Origin of the sequence: Metallosphaera tengchongensis (assembly GCF_013343295.1) — an archaeon.
Classification (GTDB): Archaea; Thermoproteota; Thermoprotei_A; order Sulfolobales; family Sulfolobaceae; genus Metallosphaera; species Metallosphaera tengchongensis.
On sequence record NZ_CP049074.1, the window covers coordinates 1,363,577 to 1,385,708 of the forward strand.

18 protein-coding genes are annotated in these 22,132 nt (G+C 46.8%); 7 read left to right on the forward strand and 11 right to left on the reverse strand.

Going from position 1 to position 22,132, the window contains the following annotated elements; all coding sequences use genetic code 11:
* Positions 1-78 precede the first annotated feature (78 nt).
* Positions 79-903, forward strand: a complete 825-nt coding sequence (locus GWK48_RS07460) for a hypothetical protein (RefSeq protein ID WP_246263776.1) — start codon at positions 79-81, stop codon at positions 901-903.
* Positions 904-997: 94 nt separating this feature from the next.
* On the opposite strand, the gene GWK48_RS07465 is transcribed toward GWK48_RS07460, so the two are convergent.
* The 3 genes from GWK48_RS07465 to GWK48_RS07475 are packed head-to-tail and all read right to left on the reverse strand — an operon-like array spanning position 998 to position 5,120.
* Positions 998-1,942, reverse strand: coding sequence for an alcohol dehydrogenase catalytic domain-containing protein (locus GWK48_RS07465; RefSeq protein ID WP_174631008.1), 945 nt, complete (start codon positions 1,940-1,942; stop codon positions 998-1,000).
* Between the two features lies 1 nt (position 1,943).
* A complete protein-coding gene (locus tag GWK48_RS07470; RefSeq protein WP_174631010.1) occupies positions 1,944-3,896 on the reverse strand; it encodes a 3-hydroxyacyl-CoA dehydrogenase/enoyl-CoA hydratase family protein in 1,953 nt (650 codons plus the stop codon).
* Positions 3,897-3,911: 15 nt separating this feature from the next.
* Positions 3,912-5,120, reverse strand: a complete 1,209-nt coding sequence (locus GWK48_RS07475; protein WP_174631012.1) for an acyl-CoA dehydrogenase family protein — start codon at positions 5,118-5,120, stop codon at positions 3,912-3,914.
* A 350-nt stretch (positions 5,121-5,470) separates the two neighbouring features.
* Between GWK48_RS07475 and GWK48_RS07480 the strand changes: the two genes are divergently transcribed.
* Positions 5,471-7,075: a long-chain fatty acid--CoA ligase gene (locus tag GWK48_RS07480; protein WP_174631014.1), complete on the forward strand. Its 1,605-nt coding sequence runs from the start codon at positions 5,471-5,473 to the stop codon at positions 7,073-7,075.
* Between the two features lies 1 nt (position 7,076).
* Here GWK48_RS07480 and GWK48_RS07485 read toward each other — a convergent pair whose 3' ends face one another.
* Positions 7,077-8,315 carry a TldD/PmbA family protein gene (locus GWK48_RS07485; RefSeq protein ID WP_174631016.1) on the reverse strand — a complete coding sequence of 413 codons (1,239 nt, stop codon included), beginning with the start codon at positions 8,313-8,315 and terminating at the stop codon, positions 7,077-7,079.
* The gene (locus tag GWK48_RS07490) at positions 8,316-9,686 is read right to left on the reverse strand and encodes a TldD/PmbA family protein (protein ID WP_174631018.1); all 1,371 of its coding nucleotides are present in this window, start codon (positions 9,684-9,686) and stop codon (positions 8,316-8,318) included. It lies immediately after the preceding gene.
* Between the two features lie 396 nt (positions 9,687-10,082).
* On the opposite strand from GWK48_RS07490, the gene GWK48_RS07495 reads away from it, so the two are divergent.
* Positions 10,083-11,777: an acyl--CoA ligase gene (locus GWK48_RS07495; RefSeq protein WP_174631020.1), complete on the forward strand. Its 1,695-nt coding sequence runs from the start codon at positions 10,083-10,085 to the stop codon at positions 11,775-11,777.
* Positions 11,778-11,854: 77 nt separating this feature from the next.
* Here the strand turns inward: GWK48_RS07495 and GWK48_RS07500 are convergent, their stop codons facing one another.
* The gene (locus GWK48_RS07500; RefSeq protein WP_174631022.1) at positions 11,855-12,601 is read right to left on the reverse strand and encodes a nucleotide-binding protein; all 747 of its coding nucleotides are present in this window, start codon (positions 12,599-12,601) and stop codon (positions 11,855-11,857) included.
* Between the two features lie 416 nt (positions 12,602-13,017).
* On the reverse strand, positions 13,018-13,611 hold the full coding sequence (locus GWK48_RS07505; RefSeq protein ID WP_174631024.1) for a 2-keto-4-pentenoate hydratase: 594 nt from the start codon (positions 13,609-13,611) through the stop codon (positions 13,018-13,020).
* A 51-nt stretch (positions 13,612-13,662) separates the two neighbouring features.
* Here GWK48_RS07505 and GWK48_RS07510 point away from each other — a divergent pair, with 51 nt between their 5' ends.
* The 3 genes from GWK48_RS07510 to GWK48_RS07520 all read left to right on the forward strand — a co-directional run bounded on the left by GWK48_RS07510 (position 13,663) and on the right by GWK48_RS07520 (position 17,418).
* Positions 13,663-15,423: a molybdopterin-dependent oxidoreductase gene (locus GWK48_RS07510; protein ID WP_174631026.1), complete on the forward strand. Its 1,761-nt coding sequence runs from the start codon at positions 13,663-13,665 to the stop codon at positions 15,421-15,423.
* A 147-nt stretch (positions 15,424-15,570) separates the two neighbouring features.
* On the forward strand, positions 15,571-16,815 hold the full coding sequence (locus GWK48_RS07515) for an MFS transporter (protein WP_425487499.1): 1,245 nt from the start codon (positions 15,571-15,573) through the stop codon (positions 16,813-16,815).
* Between the two features lie 129 nt (positions 16,816-16,944).
* Positions 16,945-17,418 (forward strand): hypothetical protein, encoded by a 474-nt coding sequence (locus tag GWK48_RS07520; protein WP_174631029.1) that lies wholly within the window; start codon positions 16,945-16,947, stop codon positions 17,416-17,418.
* A 16-nt stretch (positions 17,419-17,434) separates the two neighbouring features.
* On the opposite strand, the gene GWK48_RS07525 is transcribed toward GWK48_RS07520, so the two are convergent.
* The 4 genes from GWK48_RS07525 to GWK48_RS07540 all read right to left on the reverse strand — a co-directional run bounded on the left by GWK48_RS07525 (position 17,435) and on the right by GWK48_RS07540 (position 21,453).
* On the reverse strand, positions 17,435-18,106 hold the full coding sequence (locus GWK48_RS07525) for a sulfurtransferase TusA family protein (RefSeq protein ID WP_174631031.1): 672 nt from the start codon (positions 18,104-18,106) through the stop codon (positions 17,435-17,437).
* Between the two features lie 231 nt (positions 18,107-18,337).
* Positions 18,338-18,574 (reverse strand): hypothetical protein, encoded by a 237-nt coding sequence (locus GWK48_RS07530; protein WP_174631033.1) that lies wholly within the window; start codon positions 18,572-18,574, stop codon positions 18,338-18,340.
* Positions 18,575-18,596: 22 nt separating this feature from the next.
* The gene (locus GWK48_RS07535; protein ID WP_174631034.1) at positions 18,597-19,730 is read right to left on the reverse strand and encodes an MFS transporter; all 1,134 of its coding nucleotides are present in this window, start codon (positions 19,728-19,730) and stop codon (positions 18,597-18,599) included.
* 82 nt (positions 19,731-19,812) lie between these two features.
* The gene (locus GWK48_RS07540; protein ID WP_174632669.1) at positions 19,813-21,453 is read right to left on the reverse strand and encodes an oxidoreductase; all 1,641 of its coding nucleotides are present in this window, start codon (positions 21,451-21,453) and stop codon (positions 19,813-19,815) included.
* A 113-nt stretch (positions 21,454-21,566) separates the two neighbouring features.
* On the opposite strand from GWK48_RS07540, the gene GWK48_RS07545 reads away from it, so the two are divergent.
* Positions 21,567-21,890 (forward strand): hypothetical protein, encoded by a 324-nt coding sequence (locus GWK48_RS07545; RefSeq protein WP_174631036.1) that lies wholly within the window; start codon positions 21,567-21,569, stop codon positions 21,888-21,890.
* The last annotated feature ends 242 nt before the right edge of the window (positions 21,891-22,132 follow it).

Below are 22,132 nucleotides of genomic sequence, written 5' to 3' on the forward strand. Positions count from 1 at the left end.
AAAATTAGGTTCGGCCTGCTTCTGGCCTTTCTCGTGATCGGCTCTATACTAATTTATTTTGGTGTGAGGTCCAACTCTTTGGTTTACGTACCGCATAAGGTGGTAACTGGATCTTACTTCGAAGAAACTAAGTATGCGACAACGTTTTACATAAATAACTCGATCCTTTTCAACAATAAAACTGTGATCAACTCCAGTTCAATGTTCACAGCATTGGTGGAGAAGTTGAATGTGAACGGAACGTTTATTACAAACGCTCTGTCTTACACGGGGAACTACACTGTAAACGAGACCGTGATGACCCCAGTGTGGACCAAGTCCCTTGGGATAATTGAGAGGGGAAACTTGACCGAAAAGTTCTTTTCATACACACCTAACTTCACTTCCATAGGTAAACTTGTGAGCGAGATAAATAAGGAACTGAAAATAAGAGATTTCGGTTACGAGCTGGAGGTAAACATAACCGTTGAGGGTAACGCTAAGTATCAAAACGGAACCGTACCATTTTACCTCACCGATGGGTTCCTTATAAGGAACAGCTCCTATAACGTTTCCGTTATTATTGGACAGGATTCCAGGGAAAGCGGGAACTTCTACACTTTTATCACGGTTCCTACAAAAACTGGTTACAACTACTCCTACTTCTATGCAGCAGCTGTACTGATATTTGCAGGACCGATAGAGTACTTCTTCATAAGGAAGCCTGACATAAAGAGGGTCATAGCGAGGAACTCAATTCAAGGGTCAGCCCCCCCAGCTAACCTCACAAGTATAGAACTGAAGAGACCGCAGGACATGCTTAGGTTGATGAAGCAGTACAACACGAAACCCATTTCCTACGAAGACGGTTTCTACATTGTCCATGAAAACTTAGCGTACATTTATCACGTAAGGGAGACTTAAGTTAAACTTTTTAGAAAGGGCCTTGAAATTTCTCTTTTTCGAGACAGTGATCACTGTCATGTTGTGGGATTCAAAGGAAGTCACTGCCACTTTTTTATAATGATAAAACTGCTCTTCCCACAACCTTACCAGATTTAAGGAGTTCCAGGGCCTGATTAACTTCCTCTAGCCTAAACTTAGTGTACACTGGTTCTATACGTCCCTTGTGTATCATATCAACGGCTTGTCTGATCTCATCCCTGGTATAGGATGCTGACCCTATGACCTTCAACTCCCTCATTATATTCATGGCTGGTCTGATCAGGGAGATGGGTTTCCCGGAAAGGTTTCCAACTAGCACCAGAGTACCTTCAGGCTCTAGAGTCCTAAGGCTCTCGTTTATCGTTTCAGCCCCCACTAGCTCCAGGACGTATTCCACTTTACCTACTTCCCGGGAAAAGTTCTCAAGTGTTACTACCCTATCTGAAAATTTGGAGACTATCTCTCTCTTAGGTGGGGAGGTTACGGAGATGACCTCAGCCCCTATTTCTTTCAAGTATTGGATGGTATGAATGCCCACTCCTCCTCCTGCACCCGTGACCAGAACCCGGCTTCCTTTTCTGATGTGGGCAACCTTACTCGCGTGGATAGCGGTGGCCAGTGGACAAACTGCTGCAGCATATTTTTCGTAACTCCCGTCAGGTAACGGGAAAATGCTCCTTTCATCCACAGCCACGATCTCAGAGTAACCTCCAGGTCTTCCCTCACCAAAAAACCTGGCACGCTCACAGAGGTTCTCTTTACCAGACTTACAATATTTGCAATCTCCGCAGGTCTCCATGCCGTACACGCCTACAGGTTTTCCATAGAGCTCCCCGTAAATTTCATGACCTAGTATTAAAGGTGGATTCAGGTTTCTGAAACCGCCCTTCCATATTACCAGATCTCTCCCACACATCCCAGAAGCCTTGACCCTCACTGGACTTCCCTCGCCCACGTCCACTTCGGTGACCTCCAAAGGCTCACCGAAGGCCCTCAAGACAGCCGCTTTAGCCTTCAACTTACTCTCCCCTAAACTCTGGTCTCCTTCTCTCCATAAAGGCCTTAAGTCCTTCTCTGAAATCCTTAGTCGAGAACATAAGACCGAATAGACTAGCCTCATATGCAGCCCCAGTCCAGATCGAGGACTCCATCCCCATGTTATAGGCCAATTTGGCCAAAGCGACAGCTATTGGGGACTTCTCGGCTATGGCTAGAGCTAACTTCCTCACCTCCTCCTCCATCTTCTCAGGATCTACTACCTCGTCTACTATTCCAATCTCCTTAGCTTCCTCGCTTTTCACCCTTCTCCCTGTAAGGACTATTTCCAACCCCCTCTTTCCAGCGAGCCTGGGGAGCCTTTGGGTACCACCACCCCCTGGAATCAGACCTAAATTTATCTCCGGTTGACCTATTTCAACTCCCCTCGAGGCTACTCTCAGATCGGCTGACAAGGCTAACTCCAATCCTCCTCCCAAGGCCATGCCGTTAATTGCGGCAATGACTGGCTTAGTGAGGAACTGCACCTTGAGGAAGACCTCGTGGAACTTCCTGGAGGCTATCATGGCCTTTATGGGCGTAAGACCCTGAAACTCGGTAACATCTGCCCCAGCGCTGAAGAACTTTCCTTGACCAGTGAATACTATTACCCTCACCCTGTCATCTGTCTCCAGCTCATCCAAGGCGGAGTTTATCTCCCTCATCATAGCCTCGTTAATCGCGTTATACCTAGTTGGCCTGTTCAAGACAATCCAGCCTATGGGTGGATCTACCCTTACAATGATAGTTGAAAAGCTCCTCTCCTCCCTCTTATACTTGTAGAAGCCTTCTCCAGTCTTCACGCCGAGCTTCCCTTCTCTAACCATATCTGTCAGAACGTGACTGGGCCTGAAATGGGACATTCCAGTCTCCTTAGCTATTTCCTCAAGAGTGTTTACGACCTGATCTATTCCGATCTCGTCAGCGTAAGATAGAATCCCCTTGGGTAGGCCCAGGCCAAGAATGCAACCCCTCTCTGCGTCCTCTTTACTCACAACTCCTCCTTCAATTAGGGAAGTTACCTCGTTTACAGCTGGAGATAAGAGGTACCTTCCTAGCTTCTTCGTGGACTGAGGCAAAGCTGGCCTAGAGAATTTTCCAGGGGAGGGATACTTGTAGTATCCACTTCCGCTCTTAACTCCCAGGTTACCTGCAAGGACCAACTTTTCCGTAGACTTGCAGGGAAACGCCTCAAAACCTCTTGAGGTAACTGCTTTCCATACGCTATACCCAATGTCAAGACCTGTGTAGTCCGCGAGAAGGAACACGCCCATAGGGAAACCTAACTCCTCCATTGCGGACGAGTCTACTTCCTCCACCGTAGCCCTTCCGCTCTCGACCAGGAAACATCCAGCTTCCATAATCCTTAGTAGAACTCTGTTCACGAAGAAGCCTGGAACGTCCCTAACGACTATGGTCTCCTTTCCCATGGATCTTGCCATTTCCACGGTTCTGTTCACGGTCTGGTCTGATGTGTCCTTACTCCTCACGACCTCCACTAACGGCATGATGACTGGAGGGTTGAAGAAGTGCATACCAATGGCTCTTTCCTTGGAGTTTAAGGGCGAGGCTATCTCCTCTATGGGCAAGGAGCTTGTGTTAGTAGCTAACACCGCGTTGGGAGCTAATACCTCAGCTTTCTTGAAGATGCCTCTCTTAAGTTCAAGATCCTCCTTAACGGCCTCAATTACGAAATCCGATCCCCTCAGGGCTTCGTCCTGGTTCACCTCCGCAGTTATCCTGGACATTATCTTTTCCACGTCCTCCTTAACTCCCCCAGACTCCTTAAGCTTGGAAAGGCTCCACCTTACTCTTGAGAGTGCTTGCTCAAGGATTTCCTTTGATACGTCGTTTATCCAAACCTCGTTCCCTGCTATGGCAGCGAGCTCGGCAATTCCGTGTCCCATTACCCCCGATCCTATCACGGTTACTTTCAAGGCCTGAACACCTAGTTATGCGAGCTCCAGGTTCTTCCCTACAACTTTCCTGACTAGATCCCGTATCACCATGAGTCTCTGTATGTCATTAGCTCCCTCATAAATGGTCGTGATCATTGCATCTCTTAGATACCTCTCAACTCCAGTTTGAACCTCCACTCCCGCCCCGCCGTGGATCTTTATTGCGGTTGACGAAACTTCCTCTGCAACCTCAGTAGCGATCATTTTGGCGAGGGACGCCGCCATCACAGCGTAATTGCTATTCTTTTCCGCCATGGTCGCTGCCCAATAAGTTAGTAACCTAGCCGACTGCAGGCGAGCCAACATGTCCGCCAACTTGAAGGCTATTCCCTCGAACGAGATAAGAGGTCTCTCAAAGGCTTGTCTTTGCAGAGAGTAGTTGAACGCCCTTTCAAAGGCTCCCTGAGCTATACCCACAGCCTGGGCTGCCACTCCTACCCTTCCCCTGTCGTAGGTCGTTACTGCTACCTTGAAACCTTCGTCGACTTTCCCCAAGACGTTTTCCTCAGGAACCGCTACGTTGTCCAATATAACCTCGTTGGGTTGCTCGCCCCTTAACCCCATTACGTTTATCTTAGAGCCTACTTTGACTCCTGGCCAGTCCCTCTCCACAATGAAGAAAGTTATTCCCTTCCACCTCTCAGCTTTACTAGGTGGAGGGCTTGTCCTTGCAGAAACCACTAGGAAGGATGCCCTGTCCGAGCCCGTGATAAAGTACTTTCTTCCGTTTATTACCCACTTTCCATTCTCCTTACGTGCAGTGGTCCTTATCCCGGCAACGTCGCTCCCTGCACCAGGCTCCGTGTTAGCGTGAGCTGCGAAAACATCTCCCTTTGCCACGGGAGGAACGTACTTCCTCTTCTGCTCCTCCGTGCCAAAAATGAGAACTGGAATTGTGAAAAGCTGGTTTGCGCCTATCCTTACCATAAACGCTGGAGAGACTCTGGAGAGCTCTTCGTTGGCTATTGTGGTCATCATCATATCACCTCCTTGTCCTCCATATATCTCTGGTATGCCTATACCCATGAGACCCATCTCCTTTGCTTTTTGGTATATCTCCTCAGGGATTTCGTTCGACCTCTCGATCTTCATAACGTTGGGGAGTAACTCCTTCTCAGCAAACTCTTTCACTGTTCTCCTGAAAAGTTCATGGTCTTCAGATATTTTTATTTCAAAATCTTGTAAATTTTCGAATGGAAACAAATTAGATCACGTATAGATATATCTAACAGGATTTAAAATTTAGCCGGGACGTTGTAATGCTGGTACAGTTTTGTTGGACTCTAAAACACTCACGTGACCAGAGGGGGTTGGCAATGGTGGGTCAGCTAGAGCTCACTCATGCCCTAGCTAGTTGATCCGATCATAGAACTAATCTAGGAGCTGACCTCTTCCCTGTCCTAAAGGGGCGAGGCTTCCCTATTTTGTAAAAGGAGGTGACTCTTTATACTACAGAGGCTAGACGCAGCTGGTCCAACGGGTTGCTCATCGCCCTTACTATATGTAGAAAAGTTCATAACTAAACTTAAATTATAAAGGAACCATCATAACATATGGGATTCTATAACTACAATTTAACCATAGATAAGATCTTGGACTACGGCTCCACGGTATACGGGAACAAGGAGATAGTGTATAGGGACTTGAGGAAGTACACCTTTTCCTCGTTTAGAAAGAACGTAGAGTCCTTAGCGTCATCGCTTCAGAAAATCGGCGTAAAACCTGGAGATAAGGTAGCAGTCGTGGACTGGGACACTGACGTTTACATGACAGCCTATTATGCGGTTCCCATGATTGGTGCAGTACTTCACACAGTAAACATAAGATATCCTCCTGAAGTGATGCTAAAGACCGTGATTCACGCTGAGGACAGATGGGCAATAGTTAGGGACGAGTTTGTGCCCCTTCTGGAAAAGGGGAAGAGTTTCCTCACAAACATCAAGGGAGTGATAACCTACAGCGACAATAAAGAGAAGGTGAAGACTTCGTTCTCTACCTTCGACTTCTGGGAACTCCAAAACTCTGGGGAAGAGGTAAAGCCAGTCGACGTCAGGGAGGACGCTCAGGCGACTATATTTTACACGTCTGGTACTACAGGCGACCCCAAGGGAGTCTGGTTCACCCATAGAGACCTGGTCCTCCACTCCATGAGCGTCGCGCTCACCACGAGCAAACCACCTCTCAAGACTTCCCAGGACGACGTCTTCATGATTTTGGTACCAATGTTCCACGTACACCAGTGGGGCTTCCCTTACGTAACTATGCTGGTCGGTTCAAATTACGTATTGCCAGGTCGTTACGACCCTGCGATGGAAATTAACTTAATGAAAAGGGAGAAGGTCACGTTTTCCGCCATGGTCCCAACAATCCTTTACATGATACTTTCCCACCCAGAAGCTGCAAGGAACCAGGACGTGTTCAAGGGGTGGAAGGTCATGATAGGGGGCTCAGCGCTGCCTAGCGGGTTGGCTTACATGGCCAGGAAGTCTGGAATAAATATCGCTGTGGGCTACGGCATGTCGGAAACAGCCCCAGTTCTCACAGTAGCCTATTACACCCCAGAGGTGGAGAAGCTGGGCGAAGAGGAAAGATTCCTTCAACAGATAAAGACAGGGGTTCCCATACCTTTGGCTCAAGTGAAAGTAATAGACGAAAACGGTAAGGAAGTACCCAGGGACGAGAAAACTGTGGGTGAGATAGTTGCCAGAGCCCCTTGGCTAACTAGGTCGTACTACAAGGACCCTGAGAGGACTGAGAAGCTGTGGAAAGGAGACTGGTTGCACACAGGGGATCTAGCCATAGTGGACAAGCTAGGGTACATAAGGATAGTGGACAGGGATAAGGACTCCATAAAGAGCGGTGGTGAGTTCATTCCCTCCCTGATCTTAGAGGACATTATATCAAACCATCCTAAAGTGGGCGAAGTTGCAGTTGTAGGGGTCAAGGACGAGAAATGGGGAGAGAGACCAGTCGCTTTCGTAGTCCCCAAGGGAGATGTGAAGGAGGAGGAGTTAAGGGAGTACCTAATTAAGCATGTGAACGAGGGGAAGCTCCAAAAGTGGTGGATCCCAGACAAGTTCATCTTCGTGAAGGAGTTCCCTAAGACCTCAACAAACAAGATAGATAAAAAAGCGTTGAGACAGACTTTGTCCAGTTGATTTATGCCTTAGAAAGATGGACGTTTTTTATCAACGCGTACGGGTACACTCCAGGGAGGGGTGCATCCCACCAAGCTACAGAGTACCTCTCCTTGGAAAGTTCGTAGATGTTGGAGAGCAAGTTACCGAGCTTGTCAGCAATTCTAACCCTACCTGCTACGCCCACTGGCTTTCCGTTCCTTATGACTAGAGTCGCATCTCTACCTACAGTGGAGAACTGACCTTCCGTCCTGTTCTGAAACCTTGTGTACCAATTGTTATTGAACAGGATTACGTTTCCGTCCATAAGCGAGCCTTCCCCCACCTCGCCAGGAGAGACCTCTAAAGTCCAAGGTCTCGGGTAAACCCAACCTGCGTTACCTGTGCTCTTCATATCCATTACCTCAGCAACTTCCAGGTTTAGGAGTGGGGAAACGTACTTCCCCCTCTCTACGATTGATTTGTTCATAGTTGGGACAGCCTCGTCGTCGAACTCCCAGGAGTTGAGCTCCTCCCCCTTGGGTATGTCCCTCAAGGTGAACTTCTCGCTCGCCACTTGTTCTCCAATTCTTTTGTTGGATAGAAAACTATTACCCGTTATGATGGAGTAGCCTGAAGCCAGGTACGCAGTGGACATCATGAGGTTCCCCATGGTAAGTGGGGAGAGAATCACGTCATAGACCCCGTCAGATACGTCTATTTTGCCAGTGTAGCTTGCAAATTCCTCCGCCCTCTCCAGGGAAGCCTTAATTTTCCTTTCGTCGTAGTCGGTTGAGGCAAACGCCCACTGTCCGCTGTAGTCCCCATTCTTTGCCCTAAAGTAACCTTGGAACCAAGTCCTGGTCTCCTCTCCTTCAAACCCACTGGAGGTTACAAGCCTCTTGGTAATTACAGTGGATGTTAAAGTCCCGTAAATGGGGAACCTGGAGTTTAACAGCGGAGCAACCCTAGAGGCGTCACCCATGAAGTTCATTATCCCCTGATCAGTCTTACTGAACGAGAACTTACCTGACCTCTCCAGAACAGAGGGGACGACCTTAGAGTCGGGTAGATTGTCCAAGATCGCCAGGTTTCCCTCTAGGTTATCCATGGAGGTTACTTTGGTTACAAGGAACTTCCTCCCTTTCCTTAGAAGGACGTTGAAGTACCTGTCCTTTAACCTCTGGACCGCTTCGACCTTACTTTCAACTACCTTTACTACTAGACTTGTTGAGGAGATCTCTAGGATAGCGTATTGGTCCACGTTCTTCAGAGCGTCCATTTAGATCACCTTGATATGGACATTCCTCAGTCTCATGTTTGGTCCCCCCATGGATACCGGTATCCCCTGATCCGGATCCCCCTTTCCACATGTCCCAGGGAACAACTCTAAGGAGTCGTCAACTCCGTCAATAGCCCTCAGGAAATCTGTTGTCTTCCCCTCCAGAACTGGGAAAAGAAGAGGACCCCCGAGTTCCCCGTCCCTTATCTCATAGGCCTCAAGGGCGATATACCTTTGCCCAAGCCTCATATCGTCTATGTTCCACTCCATGTAGGTCTTAAAGTAGATCCCGTCCTTTACGTCCTCCATAAGTTCCCTAAGGTTCATCTCCCCCGGCACGAAGAAAGTGTTTGACATCCTCACTAACGGTTCCCTGTCGTAGCCTGAAGCTCTGGCGGAGCCGTTACTCGTGGTGTTAAACTTTCTAGCAGAGAACCTGTCCTGAAGGAGTTCGTTTACCTCGCCCTCCTTTATGAGTAGCTTCCTCCTTGCCCTCACTCCCTCATCGTCTATTAAGTAAAATCCTAGGCTTCCAGTTATAGTCGGATCGTCGGCGACGTTGACTACTGAGCTCCCTACGTCTCTAATCTCCTGAACTGCAAGGTAGCTGGTTCCCGCCTGTGCGAACTCCCTTCCCAAAACTCTGTCAGCCTCAAAAGGATGCCCAACTGATTCGTGAGCCATTATTCCAGATAGGACAGGACTAAGGACTACGTCTTTCTTCCCTGGAGTTACGCCCTTTCCCCTCTGTAGGACCTCATCCAGGGACTTCACTCGCTCAAGTAAATGGTCCTGAACCTTGAGATCTTTCAATTTCTCCAACCCTCCACTCTCTCCCAACTCTGACCAAGCGTTAACAGTCCTCCCGTTACCGCTCATCACTATGTTGTAAGAGATGAGAACCCTTGGGACTCTCCCGGTTATTTCGGCCTCGTTCACTACCAGTTCCTTGCTTTCCACGCTCTCAGAGTAGGTCAATACGAAGTTGTTGATTTTGGACCTTATATCCGAGGAAAGGACCTCCTTGGACATTTCCTTTAGCAGTTGTATTTTTTCCTTTAAGCCCATGGAGTTCAGAGCTGCCTTCTCCTCAACTTCGTAATGACCAGCTGATGGTTCAGAATCAATTAGTTCCTTACTCCAACCCTCGAGTACCTCACCTGAAGGTTTCAGGTCCTCGGGATCCTGAGAAGAAGTGAAGAACAAAGAACCGTTAAAGTACCTGACGGAGTAACCCTTCTCCTCCTCTCCGTAGACTCCTAATAACTCTCCGTTCATGAGGGATATTACCCTAGAGTTAACGACGTGTTTCCTTACCTCAACGTACCTGAATGGAAATTTTTCACGAATTTTTTGAAGTTCGTCTAGCATATACTAATACAGTACCAGTGACTAATGAATGCTTCTAGAAAATATTTGGAGAGTCAAGGCCCGGAGTAACGAGAGTTCTTGACCTGAAGCTAGTAAATAGGGAGCTCCTGCTTTATGACTGTGAAATACCTGAAGTGGAGCATATGACAATCTCATTAGTGTGCGAGCTTTACGGTATATCTGCAGAGTAATATGCGAGCTTATTCCCTATCTTCCCTGTTACTCCCACGATAAAAGAGGGGATGTGAGAACGGCCTTAATTGGAGTATTCTAGGTTAAATACCAACGAAGGAAACTGAGGGAGTTTGCTGGGCGCCTTTATGTAAGAGGTTAAAAATAAATGGAATTGAGGTCGTTGAGAGATGTTTAATAGGCAATAATGGTAAATTACTATACATGGTGAAAGAACTCTTCAAGTCCTTCATTTCTTTCCAGGGAGAGGGTTTAGATGACGAGAAGTTAAGAGCTCTGACCACAATGGTTGAATCCGGAGATTTTAGGTATTTTAACTGGGTTAGGGACGTTTTTGAAGAAATTCACGTCAAGGAGAGGGGTCACAAGAACGTGCTAATCTGGAAGGACATGAACACTGATGAGGAGCTCTCCGTCACCTACCTAGAAATGGATGTGATGGCAAATAAGGTTTTAAACGTTCTTAGAAAGCATGGTCTAAAGAAGGGAGATCCGGTATACCTTATGACCAAGGTTCACCCTCTACACTGGGCGTCGTTCCTAGCCTTAGTCAAGGGTGGAATGATAATTGTGCCAACAGCCACAAACCTCACCTCTGCGGAGCTCAAGTACAGGTTCTCGGATCTTAGACCCTCAGCTATAATAGCAGATCTGGAGAGATCAGGGGTAGTAGATGACTCTCTAGGCTCCCTCAAGGTACCTAAGTTCCTCATAAACGGTAAGAGGGAAGGTTGGAACGATCTTGAGGAGGAGTCAACCAACGCTGAGCCTGAGAACACTGAAAAGGACGATGTAATAATAAACTACTTTACCTCAGGAACTACAGGGATGCCCAAGAGAGTCATCCATACAGCGGTTTCCTACCCAGTGGGATCCATAACCACAGCCTCAATTATAGGAGTAAAGGAGTCGGATTACCACCTCAATTTAAGCGCTACTGGTTGGGCTAAATTCGCTTGGAGTTCCTTCTTCTCGCCACTCCTAGTAGGGGCCACCGTAGTGGCAATAAATTATGAAGGTAAGCTAGACGCCAAGAAATACTTAGCTGAAGTTGAGAGCCTTGGCGTTACTAGCTTCTGTGCTCCCCCCACAGCTTGGAGGCAGTTCGTGACGTTGGATCTCAGTCAGTTCAAGTTAGAGAAGCTAAGGTCCGTGGTTAGCGCCGGCGAACCGCTCAACCCAGAGGTCATAAAGACTTGGAGAGATAAGTTTGGGACTACTATAAGGGACTTCTACGGACAAACTGAAACCACAGCAATTATAGGGAACTTTCCCTTCATGAAAGTCAAACCGGGCTCAATGGGGAAACCTCACCCTCTCTATAATGTTGTTCTAGTAGACGATGAGGGAAAGGAGATCTCTAAACCTTACGAGACTGGACATATAGCGATAAGGATCAACCCTAGACCCATAGGCCTATTCATGGGATACTCTGACGAGAGGAAGAACGCCGAATCCTTTAGGAATGGCCTGTATTACACAGGAGATAAGGCGTACGTAGATGATGAGGGCTACTTCTACTTCGTTGGGAGGGGAGACGATGTGATAAAGACCTCTGACTACAGGGTAGGTCCCTTCGAGGTAGAGAGCGCACTTCTGGAGCACGAGGCGGTAGCCGAGGCTGCTGTGATTGGAGTTTCAGATCCAGTTCGGTGGCAATTGGTGAAGGCTTTCGTTGTTCTAAAAAAGGGTTATTCGCCGAGCGAGGAGCTCGCCTTGGCCATAAGAGATAAGGTCAAGACCATATTGTCTCCCTATAAGATCCCTAGAGTAATAGAGTTCGTCGATGAGCTACCCAAAACGATAAGCGGGAAAATCAGAAGGGTGGAGTTAAGGAAAACGGAAGAAGATAGAAAGAGGAGAGGTGAAAGGGGTAAATACGAGTATTTCCTCCCTTAGGATTCCAAAGTATATCAGTTTTTGTGTTTCTCCAAATAATCTTCGATCCCTATTGTGTTAATAGGTAATTAGTCCTCCTAGATTAATTTCTTTACCAGTTCCGTTAAACGGTGCTCTTCTCTAGGTATATTTTTAATTTCTCCAGAAAATTGGAAGAGCTCCTCTATAAACGGAAAAACTGTAACTAATTCATACTCTTCTTCAAGTCTATTGAAATCTATTTTGATATTTTCAACCTGTGAAAACATATTAATAACTAGATATTTACTCAATACCTGAAGTTTTTCTCTCCACTTTTCCCAAAGTCTCTTGCTGTAATCCATTGTAACATCTAAATCCGGTTTAATAGCAGAACTCACGAAGATCCACTGCGATGGATCCATGGGATTGAGTGAACGATATGTCTCTATCTCTAGTTTCATGTCAAGGTCGGATGGAAAGACCATCCCTCTATTATCGTAGATTACGTACTCGAAACCCTGACCTAAGATCTCACGGTACCTCCTTGATATCTCACTCCTAACTTCGTGGGCCTCCAGTTTTTTTACATCCTCGAAGAGTCTGACCCCATCCCCGTAGAACTTCAAGACTGAAAAGGAGAAATCGTCGAGAGTTACGTCAACTAGATATTCGCTTTCGACGTTGTCGATAACGCTGGAGAGGAGGCCGTATCCCCTTATACCAGCTAGATAGGAAATATAGCCATTTATATCCCTATCTACAACTAGAACCTTCTTGCCTTCCTTGGCTAGTGAAATCGATACTAAGAGTGATATGACAGATTTCCCAACCCCTCCCTTAGCTCCTAAAATTAGCACTCTCATAATATATATGTAACTTTAGTGGTTTAAAATTTTCATTGATTTTTGATCATAGTCTGCGTGATTCTCAGTTCATCGTTATCATACGGAATTTTACAAAGTTAATGAAAGCCTCGCCCTTTAGCGCGTAGAGGATCGGTAATAGACCAGGATTTAGGGTTCGCGATCCTAGGTGTTGATCCTCAACCCTTGGGTTTCACTGGAGTCGTGCGGGGGGCTCGCCCTCACCTCCCCCCAAGGGGTAACCAAAACCCACCTAGACGGTGGGAGAACTTTCACACCTTGGACTGTTTATATGTCTTACAAGCCTTTGGGGGGCAGTCCACACCTATGGCAAGACCCATCTGCAGTATAGAAAGTCCTCAACAGTCCAGATTATATAATCACGATGGTCTCACTGAAACTGTTGACTAAGGCTTTCAAATAGCCTTCACTTGGAAAGTCTTTTTGCCTTCTACCCTGATCAGGTCACCCTTAGCCACACTTACCGGTCCTATGAAGGCACCGCAAGCCACATATCCCGTCTGATCTGGTCTTACGACTTTAGACGGGTTATAGTTAGGTGACCCCTCGCCCACAAGCTCTCCATTAATGAACAGCTTGAAGTGACCGTAGGGCGGTTCTATCTCCTTCCCCACATAAAGCCTACCAGCGAAAGCATTATCAGCTATCATGTAGTATTTAGGAACGTCCCAAGTCTTGAACCTTGTGGCAGGTACCTCAAGCCCTATGAAAGTTTTCTCGACCTCTCCGTTCTTCACGAGGGCTATGATCTCAACTTCAAGTTTGTGGGTCTTAAACCAAAGCTCCAGTTCATGCTTGGTTATCATCTTGTTGGTAAGAACCCCCCACAAGCCTGACTTGGTAATCTTGTAACCCCCTAAACCCTCCTTTTCGATTAGAAGTTGAGCGAATTTTTCACCCACGGCTTTAGCCTCATCCTCAGTTAAGTCAAATGGGTCAATCTCTCTCCTTGAGAGGTAAGCCTCCAATAGAAGTTCAGCCTTATCCATAGTCTCTTCATTCAAAAAGAGGTTTAAAAATCTCACCAGCCACTATAGTACATGGTAATAGCGTGCACCAGAGACTGTTATGACACCTGTATTTTTGATGATAATTACGTGCCATTAAAGGCCGAGCCAACCTCAGGTTTCACTTGCTCTAGGGGGCTCAAGGATTTAGCCAGAAACGAGAGAAATAGGGTAGGTTCAGCCTACGTCGAAGGGAAGGAGGTCTCCGTTGAAGAGGCGATCCTGTACGTAGCTGAGAAGATGAAGGGTCTGAAGGGGAGTGACATGTTGCATGTGGAATATGACGGCAATCAGGGCCTATTGACGTGGTACTTTCCTGCAAGACTGTGGAACGTTTTAGGTTCTGTGAGCACTGACTACTCGATCTGTAGCTTAGAGGGACATGAGGGAATAAAGGCGTTTCACGGATCAAGTATGGGTGCGCTACCGGAGGAGATGGAGAAGTACAGCGCGGTAGCCTTTTGGGGGAGCGAGGCTGTCTACAGCTTTATACACGGATGGCGACTTTTTAAGGACAAATACAAGATCGCCATAGACGTTAGGAAGAGTGAGACCGCAAAGAGGAGCGAGAAGTCTTACATAATCAGACCTGGAAGTGATGCGTTCCTTGCCATAGCGATCATGAAGATCTTGGTGGAGCAAGGTTACGCGAAGCCAGATCTGGTTAATTTAGAAGTGCTTAAGGATAAGTTGAAGAAATTTGACATGGATTACCTCATTTCTGCAACCGGGTTGAGCGAGGATGAGGTCAGAGAACTAGCGGACCTCTACGCTTACTACAGACCCCTCTCCATCATAGGGTTCGCCCTAGGTAGAGCTCTCAACGGTGGATATTCAACCGGTCTAATATCCCTCATACCAGCCTTGTTAGGGCTGAGGAGAGGTTTCTATTACTCCAACTCCGGGGGTTGGGGGATAGACTTCTCATATCTAAGGGGCACCCATGCTGTGCATCCAAAGACGATAGGTATGGGAGAAGTAGGTTCTAGGATTGATGAGTTTAAGCTACTGTTTGTATGGAACTCCAACCCAGTGGTCACATTGCCTGGAGGAGACAGGATAGTTGAGGCTGTAGATGAGGGAAGACTCTTCCTCATAGTCCACGATCCCTTCTGGTCGGAGACGGCGAAAGTAGCTAACGTCGTGATACCAGCACCGACGTTCCTAGAGAAGGAGGACGTAGTTTACAGTTACTGGCATCCCTATCTAGTTTACAACAAACCTATTAGACCAAAGAGGGGTCTGAGTGAAGTCGAGCTCATGATTAAATTAGGGAAGGCACTGGGAGTGAGTCACTCTCTCCTGGAGGAGGATCCTTGGCGTGCAGTTGACGTGGCGTTGAGGAGAACCAACGTAACAGTGGATGAGCTGAGGACTAAAGGGATAGTAAAGTTGAGACCTAAAGTAGAGGCTGAAGAGGTAAATTTGGATAGTTTTCCTACCCCCCAAGACCTAAAGGTCCAAGAGGGGGACGTCCTGGTCTTCTCGGCGCACCCAAACTACACGAACTCCCAGTTCTCGGAGGTTTACGGTAAGCGCGAGGGAGTAGTCTACTCGTCCAAATATGAAGGGATAGGTTACCTGGTGGGAGATGGAGGAAGGATGAAGGTAGTCTTTAAGAGAGCTGACCTTCCAGAGGGAGTTCTCTTCATGTATAAGAGCGGACTAGTCAGCCTCGGAAAGAGCGTAAACTCGGTAATTAGACCTGTGAGGAACAGATTTGGAGGACCTAGGCTAAATGACAAAGTCTACGTGGTAGTAAATGGTGAGAAAGGAGAATTATCTGAATATTAAATTTTTAATATCCAGATTTCATATGCTCCTGTGAACGCACACACAGGTTTTATGCAGAGTATAAACTTTTTTGAGACTAAGCCTTCACTGGCGTTAGCTTTGGCGTCTAGGGGAAGGCTGCACTTGTTGAGGTAACTAGAGGTCTCTATTATGCTGAGCAGATCTTTTCGGTGGATGTGGTCAGCGTTACTGTTCGGAGTCGCCAACGGTCCCCTCTCCACCCTAATCACCCTTAACATCATTGACATGGGTGGAGGACCAGTCATGGTCGCTTACGCAATTACCCTGTCTAACGTCATACTCATCCCAGCCTCCATCTTTTGGGGGTTTATGGCTGACAGGATAGATAGAAAGAAGTTGGTTATGGCTGGATTCGGTTTCTCTACCCTATTTCTCCTCCTGGCGTCGATGAGCCACAGCATACCTCAACTTGACTTGAATTATGCGGGGTTTACGTTCTTCTCAACGGCTTACAGCACACCAATGAACTTAATTATCATGGAGAACGTGGATAAGAAGAGGTGGTCTTCGGCCTTCTCTACCTTATCCATGTTGTCTTCCGTCGGCTACCTCGTGGGGCTTCTGATTTCCACTTTCCTCGTCCTGTTCATCAGGATAACTGAGATATACTTGGTTCTCTCTCTGTTCGCAGCAGCAGCATTTGTCCTTTCGTCGATTTTCACTCCAAGGTCCATAATTGTGGAAAGGATATCAATGCTGCATAGTATAGAGTCCTTCGCTGTAAGGCTGAAGATGTTACCCTTAATATTTCTCCATTTTCCAAGGAAAACCTCCTTTAAAATGTTCAGCTTAAACCGACTTACCAAGAAGCCCATTAATTACATTCCGTTGCTTTACATCGCAATTTCCATCTTTTACGTCTCCAGTGGTCTCTTTAACACCCTGTACCCAGCCAGCCTCTACAGCATTGGTTTAGACAAGAGCGTTGTTTTGGGGATAGTTACAGTCGGAATGCTTTTCCAAATAATTACCTTCCATTTCGTTGGTCATTACCTTGAGGATAGGGACGAGAAAGAGGTGTCATTTAGGGCCTTACTGTTGAGGGGCAGCGGTTACATAGGAATGGGGATATCGTTAATTACACCGTTGATAGCTGAGGCAACAGGGTTGATCCTCTATCCCCTATCTGCAGGCGTAGCCTACTCTTCCTTTTACGCAGCGTCCAACACGCTGATATTCAAGATAGTAGGAGGTAGAAGGCAGGGGACTACCCTGGGAGTGTACAGTACGTTGGTAGGTATAGCCCTCTTCGCTGGCTCCCTAGTGTCTGGGTTCCTCTCGAAGGTCATTGGGTTTACTGGAACTTTCATCACAGCTGGTATCATGCTGTACGTGTCCGCATGGGTATTTAAGTACTTGGAGGAGGGCTGATCTTCAAGTACTTAGTTTCCAGCTATCTCAAGAAGGTAAGGGTCATTCACGTAATACCTCGGCAAGGGTATGGAGAAGTTATCTAGACCATTGGAAAAAAGTTTTAACTCATCCTTGTTAAAGATGCTGATGAGAGTTTTACTAATTACGGGCCTAGTCCTGCTCGTTTTGGGTTTAGTCCTGGTATTTGGGGTTTATCCGTTTATTTCCTCGCAAGTAGGAGCTCAAATAGATAGAAATATCCAGGGTAACCTGACCAGCAAGATCTTACCCCCGAATGGTTCAATCACGGTACCCTATACCTCAAACGGGAAAAGTATTTTCATACTGTATTACAACTCTACTCCCTTCCCACTTTCAATAGCCGGTGTTCCCCCCAACACGTCCTCCCTGACCAGTTCTGGAGCATTTTTAGTCATCTCCAACGGATCTGGTGTTTTATCCATTCTCAACAACTGGAGTAGACCAGCTCAACTAAACGTTTCATCCATCTACTATACCCCTAATGTGAACCCAATCATAGGTTATCTTATCTTAGCAGGTATTCCTCTGATAGTAGTTGGAATAATAGTAGCCATACTGGGATTCGTGAGGAAAAGGTAAACTAAAAAGGATAAACTTAGGCTTGTAGTACTCTAGGCAATACTTCCCCGGCCTTTTCCATATGCTTCTTTATTGACTTCCTAGCTTGACCAGAGAAAGGTCCTTTATACCACTCGGTTATGTCTATAACTAGCTCGTTCCCCGTTCTATTTGATACAAACCTCCACCCGAAGCTTATACGTGTTAAGGGCAACTTCTGATATGCAGTGTAATAAACTATATCCCCTCTAGGGAGTGGATTAAATGTCACGAAAAGGGGAGTCTCCCAATTAATGAACCATTTCATGTGAAGTATGTAGCTACCTGGCGCTACTGAATCCACAGCCTTCACCTGAGGGACGAAGGACATGAGCAGAGCAGGATTTGCCAGCTTTTCCCTGATGTCAATTGGTCTAAGGTATATCCTTTCGGTCTCAGAGACCCCCTCTAGCTCTTCAACTTTGACTGAACCCTTCTCCTTATATATAACGAACTTAACGTACTCCCCGTCTTTCACTACCTCGTACTTTAAGCCCAAACTTTTGCATAGGGAAGGTAAAGTAACATCTATGGCCGGTTCATGGTCAGTGAATACTATTAGTTTCCCTGAATCTATCTTCTGCAACTCCTTTGCAGCTTTCATTTCAGGAATGGGGCACTCCTCTCCCCTTACGTCCAATATATATTCCTTATTGGCTGTGGATGCCATAGAACATTTACCTCTACTGTTCTATAATCCTAATGTTTTGGAGATTATTAAACTTATGTATTCTAAAAAACATAAACCTTTTAATGATAATACCTTATTTAGCTGACTTTTAGTCTATAAATCAATCAACGTATGTTAAATAAAACTATTTATTTTGAAAATAACTGGATAGGTAGTTTTAGCCGTTGTCAGAGTCTCGCTTATTCCTAGATATGTAATTTAGTACCAAGACTAAAAATACGCTGAGACTAAGGGAGGTGTGGCAAGGGTTGGGAACAAGCTGTAGGTTCTCACCACAGGTACGGGTCTGTACCCCGAAGGGTTGTCGAGACCTATGGATAGTCCAAGCCAGGGTGTGCGGGTTCTCCTGCTGCTAGATGGACCTGGTTCTCTAGGGGGAGGAGCGAAAGTGGAAAATGCTCCCAACTTCAGTGAAGCCCAAGGGTGAGAGCTGATGTCAAACGTCATGAAATCCCATAAACCTTTACCCTTACCTTCTTATCTGTTCGAGAGGTATCCCAGTCGTCTTAACCCCCCACCTTAGAATTAGCACACCGGCTAAGGACGCTACGACCCCTATGGCGAGCATGGCTAAATACTGGTCTCCAGAGTAGATGTAGGAGAAGATGATCGGACCTACAGCTCCTCCTAAGTGTCCTATACCGTCGGCAATACCGTAGCCTAAGGTTCTGATCCTGGTCCGAAATACCTCCGAGGTGTACGAGTACATTACCGGAAACTTGAATCCCTGCAGGAACATCTCGGCGAAACCTAAGGCGAGAAATGGGATACCTGAGAATAGGGGCCATATAACTAAAATTAAACCTGCAAAAATGTTAACAGCTGCAGAACTGTACTTCCTTTCAATTTTATCGTTCAGGAAGGACGCAACTAGAACTCCCAAGGGGTCCCCGTACAACACGTAAGTGAAGTAGAGGGAAGAGTTCTGAAAGCCGTGGAATGTTATGAATTGAAACATGGGGTCCGAGAATAGGGCATAGCCTGTAAAGTAGCTTAAGAACCAGACAGCAGTCATCAGGGCTATCCACCAGTCCCACTTCAAACCTTCTTTCTTCTGACTCCACAACTTGGACTCCGGGAGCCTGACTCTAGAGACTAATGCGACTAAGGACACCAACAGGCCTGCTAAGAAGAGGAGTCTCCAGTCTCCTCCGAGTAGAACCGCCACTGGACCAACTATTAGGGTAGTCAGGAACCCTGAGGCAGTCACCATCCCCACTGACTTACCGCGATTTTCAGGGGAGACCGTCTCAGAGATGTAGGCTGGGACAACGCTTAACTCACCCTCTATCCCGAGCCCTATTATGAACTCTGCCGGGATTAACCAGAAGAATGAGGGTGATAGAAGACCTAGGAGGGAGCCTGCAGAGACTAGGCCCATGGACAGCATTAGGCCTGGTTTCCTCCCCTTAATGGAAGACAAAAGCCCGTTCACTGCACCTCCCACAGCGTACCCCACCATTTCGGCGGAGAGAGGTAAGCTGGAGACCAGGATGTTGACGTGAAACTGTGAGCTCGCGTAATTAATAATGTAAGGTACATTAAATATGTCCCAAAAAGTTAACGCCATGCCCAAGGACAAAATTATTAGTTTCCAGTTCATGAGAGAAAAGTTTACTTATACTATTTAAACCTTCCTACTCAGATTGGTACCTGGTTCGATAAGTTACCGTGAATTTAGGGAGTTAGGGTGAATAGTCAAGGGCCATGAAGTACCCCCTTGCCACTGCCATCCCTATGGTCGGCTGTGTCCTACGAAAGTCCCTGATCTCAACCTGTCCGCGACCGTCCTCCACCACCTGTATACCCCTCTCCTTGTACGCCTCTTGTAACAGGTGTTTTCTAGTCCTGTCAAGACCCCTTAGACTCCTCTCAGTTATTGCTACTTTATTGCTCTCGGACCAAGCGAAGGCGTAGTCGTGATAGGCGAAAAGGTTGGAGTCGATCAGGATCTCCTTTCCGCTCATAGATTGGAACCTGGGCTGGGTCGAGTCAGGGACGGCCCATATTCCCTCATTCCTGCTACCCTTCTCGCCTAAGCGTATTTCTACCTTCAGTCTGGACAGCTCTCTCTCATAGTACTCCAATAGGGATAGAAACTCCTTTTTCCACGGGTCCTTTATCCAGTTAAGTTGACCCCCTAACTTGTCCTCTTGCTCAAGTAAGGTCACCCTAAAGCCCCTTATTGCAAGTACTCTAGACGCCTCAAGTCCCATTAGGCCACCTCCTACGACTGTTACCCTGCCCGACCCTGGTCTCAGCGGCAAGACCTCCCAGCCCAACTCTGGGTTTATATCACATCTAACCTCCCTAGAAGCGAACCCCCTGCACGACTGGTTGCACCTTATACAGAACCTAACTGGTTCTCCCCTAACGCTCCTTGGTAGCCAATCCGGATCTGCTAGCAATTGCCTCCCCAAGACCACAGCGTCTGCAACCTCGAGAGCCTCTTCAGCCTCCTTTAGTGTGATTATGGAACCGGCTAACATCACCGGAATGGAAGGTCTCTTGAACTGCTTAGCGTATTCCAAAAACGCTGGTCTCCTCCAATACATTGGCATGGATGCTCCCAAAGGACCATCTCTACCAGCAGATAGATGGACGTAGTCTAACTTGTTCTGGACTCTTCCCACTATCTTTGACACCAACTCAGGGTTAAGTCCTTCGTCATCAAACTCCGTGACGCTTATCCTCAGACCCACTGGGATGGAGACGTTCCTTCTAACTTCAGTCAGCAGTTCCTCCAGGAAAGCCACTCCGTCTGAGTACTTGTCCTTCCTCTTATTGGTAGCTGGAGAGAGGAACTGAGCTACTAGGTATCCGTGAGCGCCGTGAATTTCTATACCGTCGAATCCTGCCCTTTCCGCCCTCTCAGAGGCTCTAGCGAAATCGTTAATGACCCTGTTTATGTCGTCCTGAGTCATTTCCTTCACAGGATCTAGTATGGGTATAGGTGACGGAGCTATGGGTGAATTCCCCCAGATTAGGTTTGACCTAGTTTTCCTACCGACGTGGACCAACTGGACGAATATCTTTGAACCCCTACCGTGGATTGCATCCGTGAGCCTTGAAAACTTGGGAAGCAGCTCGTCATCGTAAAGGCCCATCTCGTTAGGGGAACCCCTCGCGTCACGCTTATTTACGTAGGTGTACTCCGTGATTATGAGGCCAGCTGAAGATGTCCTTCTAGAGAGGTAGGCAATGTGCTCGTCTGTAGGATACCCCTGTGGAGTAGCAAGGTTCGATATCATGGGGGACATGACGACCCTGTTCCTTATCTCGACATCTTTTATTTGGAAAGGCTCCAGAAGTTTCATAAGGTAAATAGTTTAGGCTGAAAAATTAAGATTAACACCTTAAGTTTAATATTACTAAATATTTTCGTGATATTGTTGAAAATGTTAATAACATTTAAATTTTTATATCTCTATATACTCTCATGAGAGTCAAATCTGTTAGCGTGGAAAAAAGCGGGATAGAGTTCTGCTTCAACAACGTTTCGGTGATTGTTAGGAGGGTGCAGAACGAGATACGCATAGCTGAGGAGATAACCTACGAGGTCACAACAAACTCCGTTCTGTCAAATTTACAAGTGGTATTAAGAGACGGAAAGGCGTTCTTGGTCTCCCCCTTTGGGGAGAACTTAATAGATGACCCAAGAAACATTGTGAAGGGATTGTTGGAAATCTTGGAAAAAGTGAGGGACAAAAAGGAAGTATATGACAAATTTATGGACATACTCAAGGATTTTAAGGTGGAGTGAGGATATAGAGATCTAGGATATATTGTATTAACTACCCGCAAACGCGAGCTTACGGGCGGACTAAGGGAAATCGAAGTACTTTTCCTGAAGCCCGTAGGTTCATTCCACGGTCCGAGCTTTAACCTTCTGAGCAATGTTTACCCTGAATCTGGCCTGCTTCACGCCCTTAAGGGCAAGGTCCTCCTTTCTCTAGTTCGACAACGCGTAGGGCTTATGTCCAGCGTGACCTTTACCCTTAAGAG

Bases quoted from the DNA above. Each gene is read 5' to 3' on its own strand.
- GWK48_RS07510 (WP_174631026.1), top strand. From the start codon at position 13,663: ATGGTAATAGCGTGCACCAGAGACTGTTATGACACCTGTATTTTTGAT.
- GWK48_RS07490 (WP_174631018.1), bottom strand. From the start codon at position 9,686: ATGCTAGACGAACTTCAAAAAATTCGTGAAAAATTTCCATTCAGGTAC.
- GWK48_RS07525 (WP_174631031.1), bottom strand. From the start codon at position 18,106: ATGGCATCCACAGCCAATAAGGAATATATATTGGACGTAAGGGGAGAG.
- GWK48_RS07530 (WP_174631033.1), bottom strand. From the start codon at position 18,574: ATGACGTTTGACATCAGCTCTCACCCTTGGGCTTCACTGAAGTTGGGA.
- GWK48_RS07545 (WP_174631036.1), top strand. From the start codon at position 21,567: ATGAGAGTCAAATCTGTTAGCGTGGAAAAAAGCGGGATAGAGTTCTGC.
- GWK48_RS07505 (WP_174631024.1), bottom strand. From the start codon at position 13,611: ATGGATAAGGCTGAACTTCTATTGGAGGCTTACCTCTCAAGGAGAGAG.
- GWK48_RS07495 (WP_174631020.1), top strand. From the start codon at position 10,083: ATGGTGAAAGAACTCTTCAAGTCCTTCATTTCTTTCCAGGGAGAGGGT.
- GWK48_RS07520 (WP_174631029.1), top strand. From the start codon at position 16,945: ATGAGAGTTTTACTAATTACGGGCCTAGTCCTGCTCGTTTTGGGTTTA.
- GWK48_RS07535 (WP_174631034.1), bottom strand. From the start codon at position 19,730: ATGAACTGGAAACTAATAATTTTGTCCTTGGGCATGGCGTTAACTTTT.
- GWK48_RS07485 (WP_174631016.1), bottom strand. From the start codon at position 8,315: ATGGACGCTCTGAAGAACGTGGACCAATACGCTATCCTAGAGATCTCC.
- GWK48_RS07480 (WP_174631014.1), top strand. From the start codon at position 5,471: ATGGGATTCTATAACTACAATTTAACCATAGATAAGATCTTGGACTAC.
- GWK48_RS07500 (WP_174631022.1), bottom strand. From the start codon at position 12,601: ATGAGAGTGCTAATTTTAGGAGCTAAGGGAGGGGTTGGGAAATCTGTC.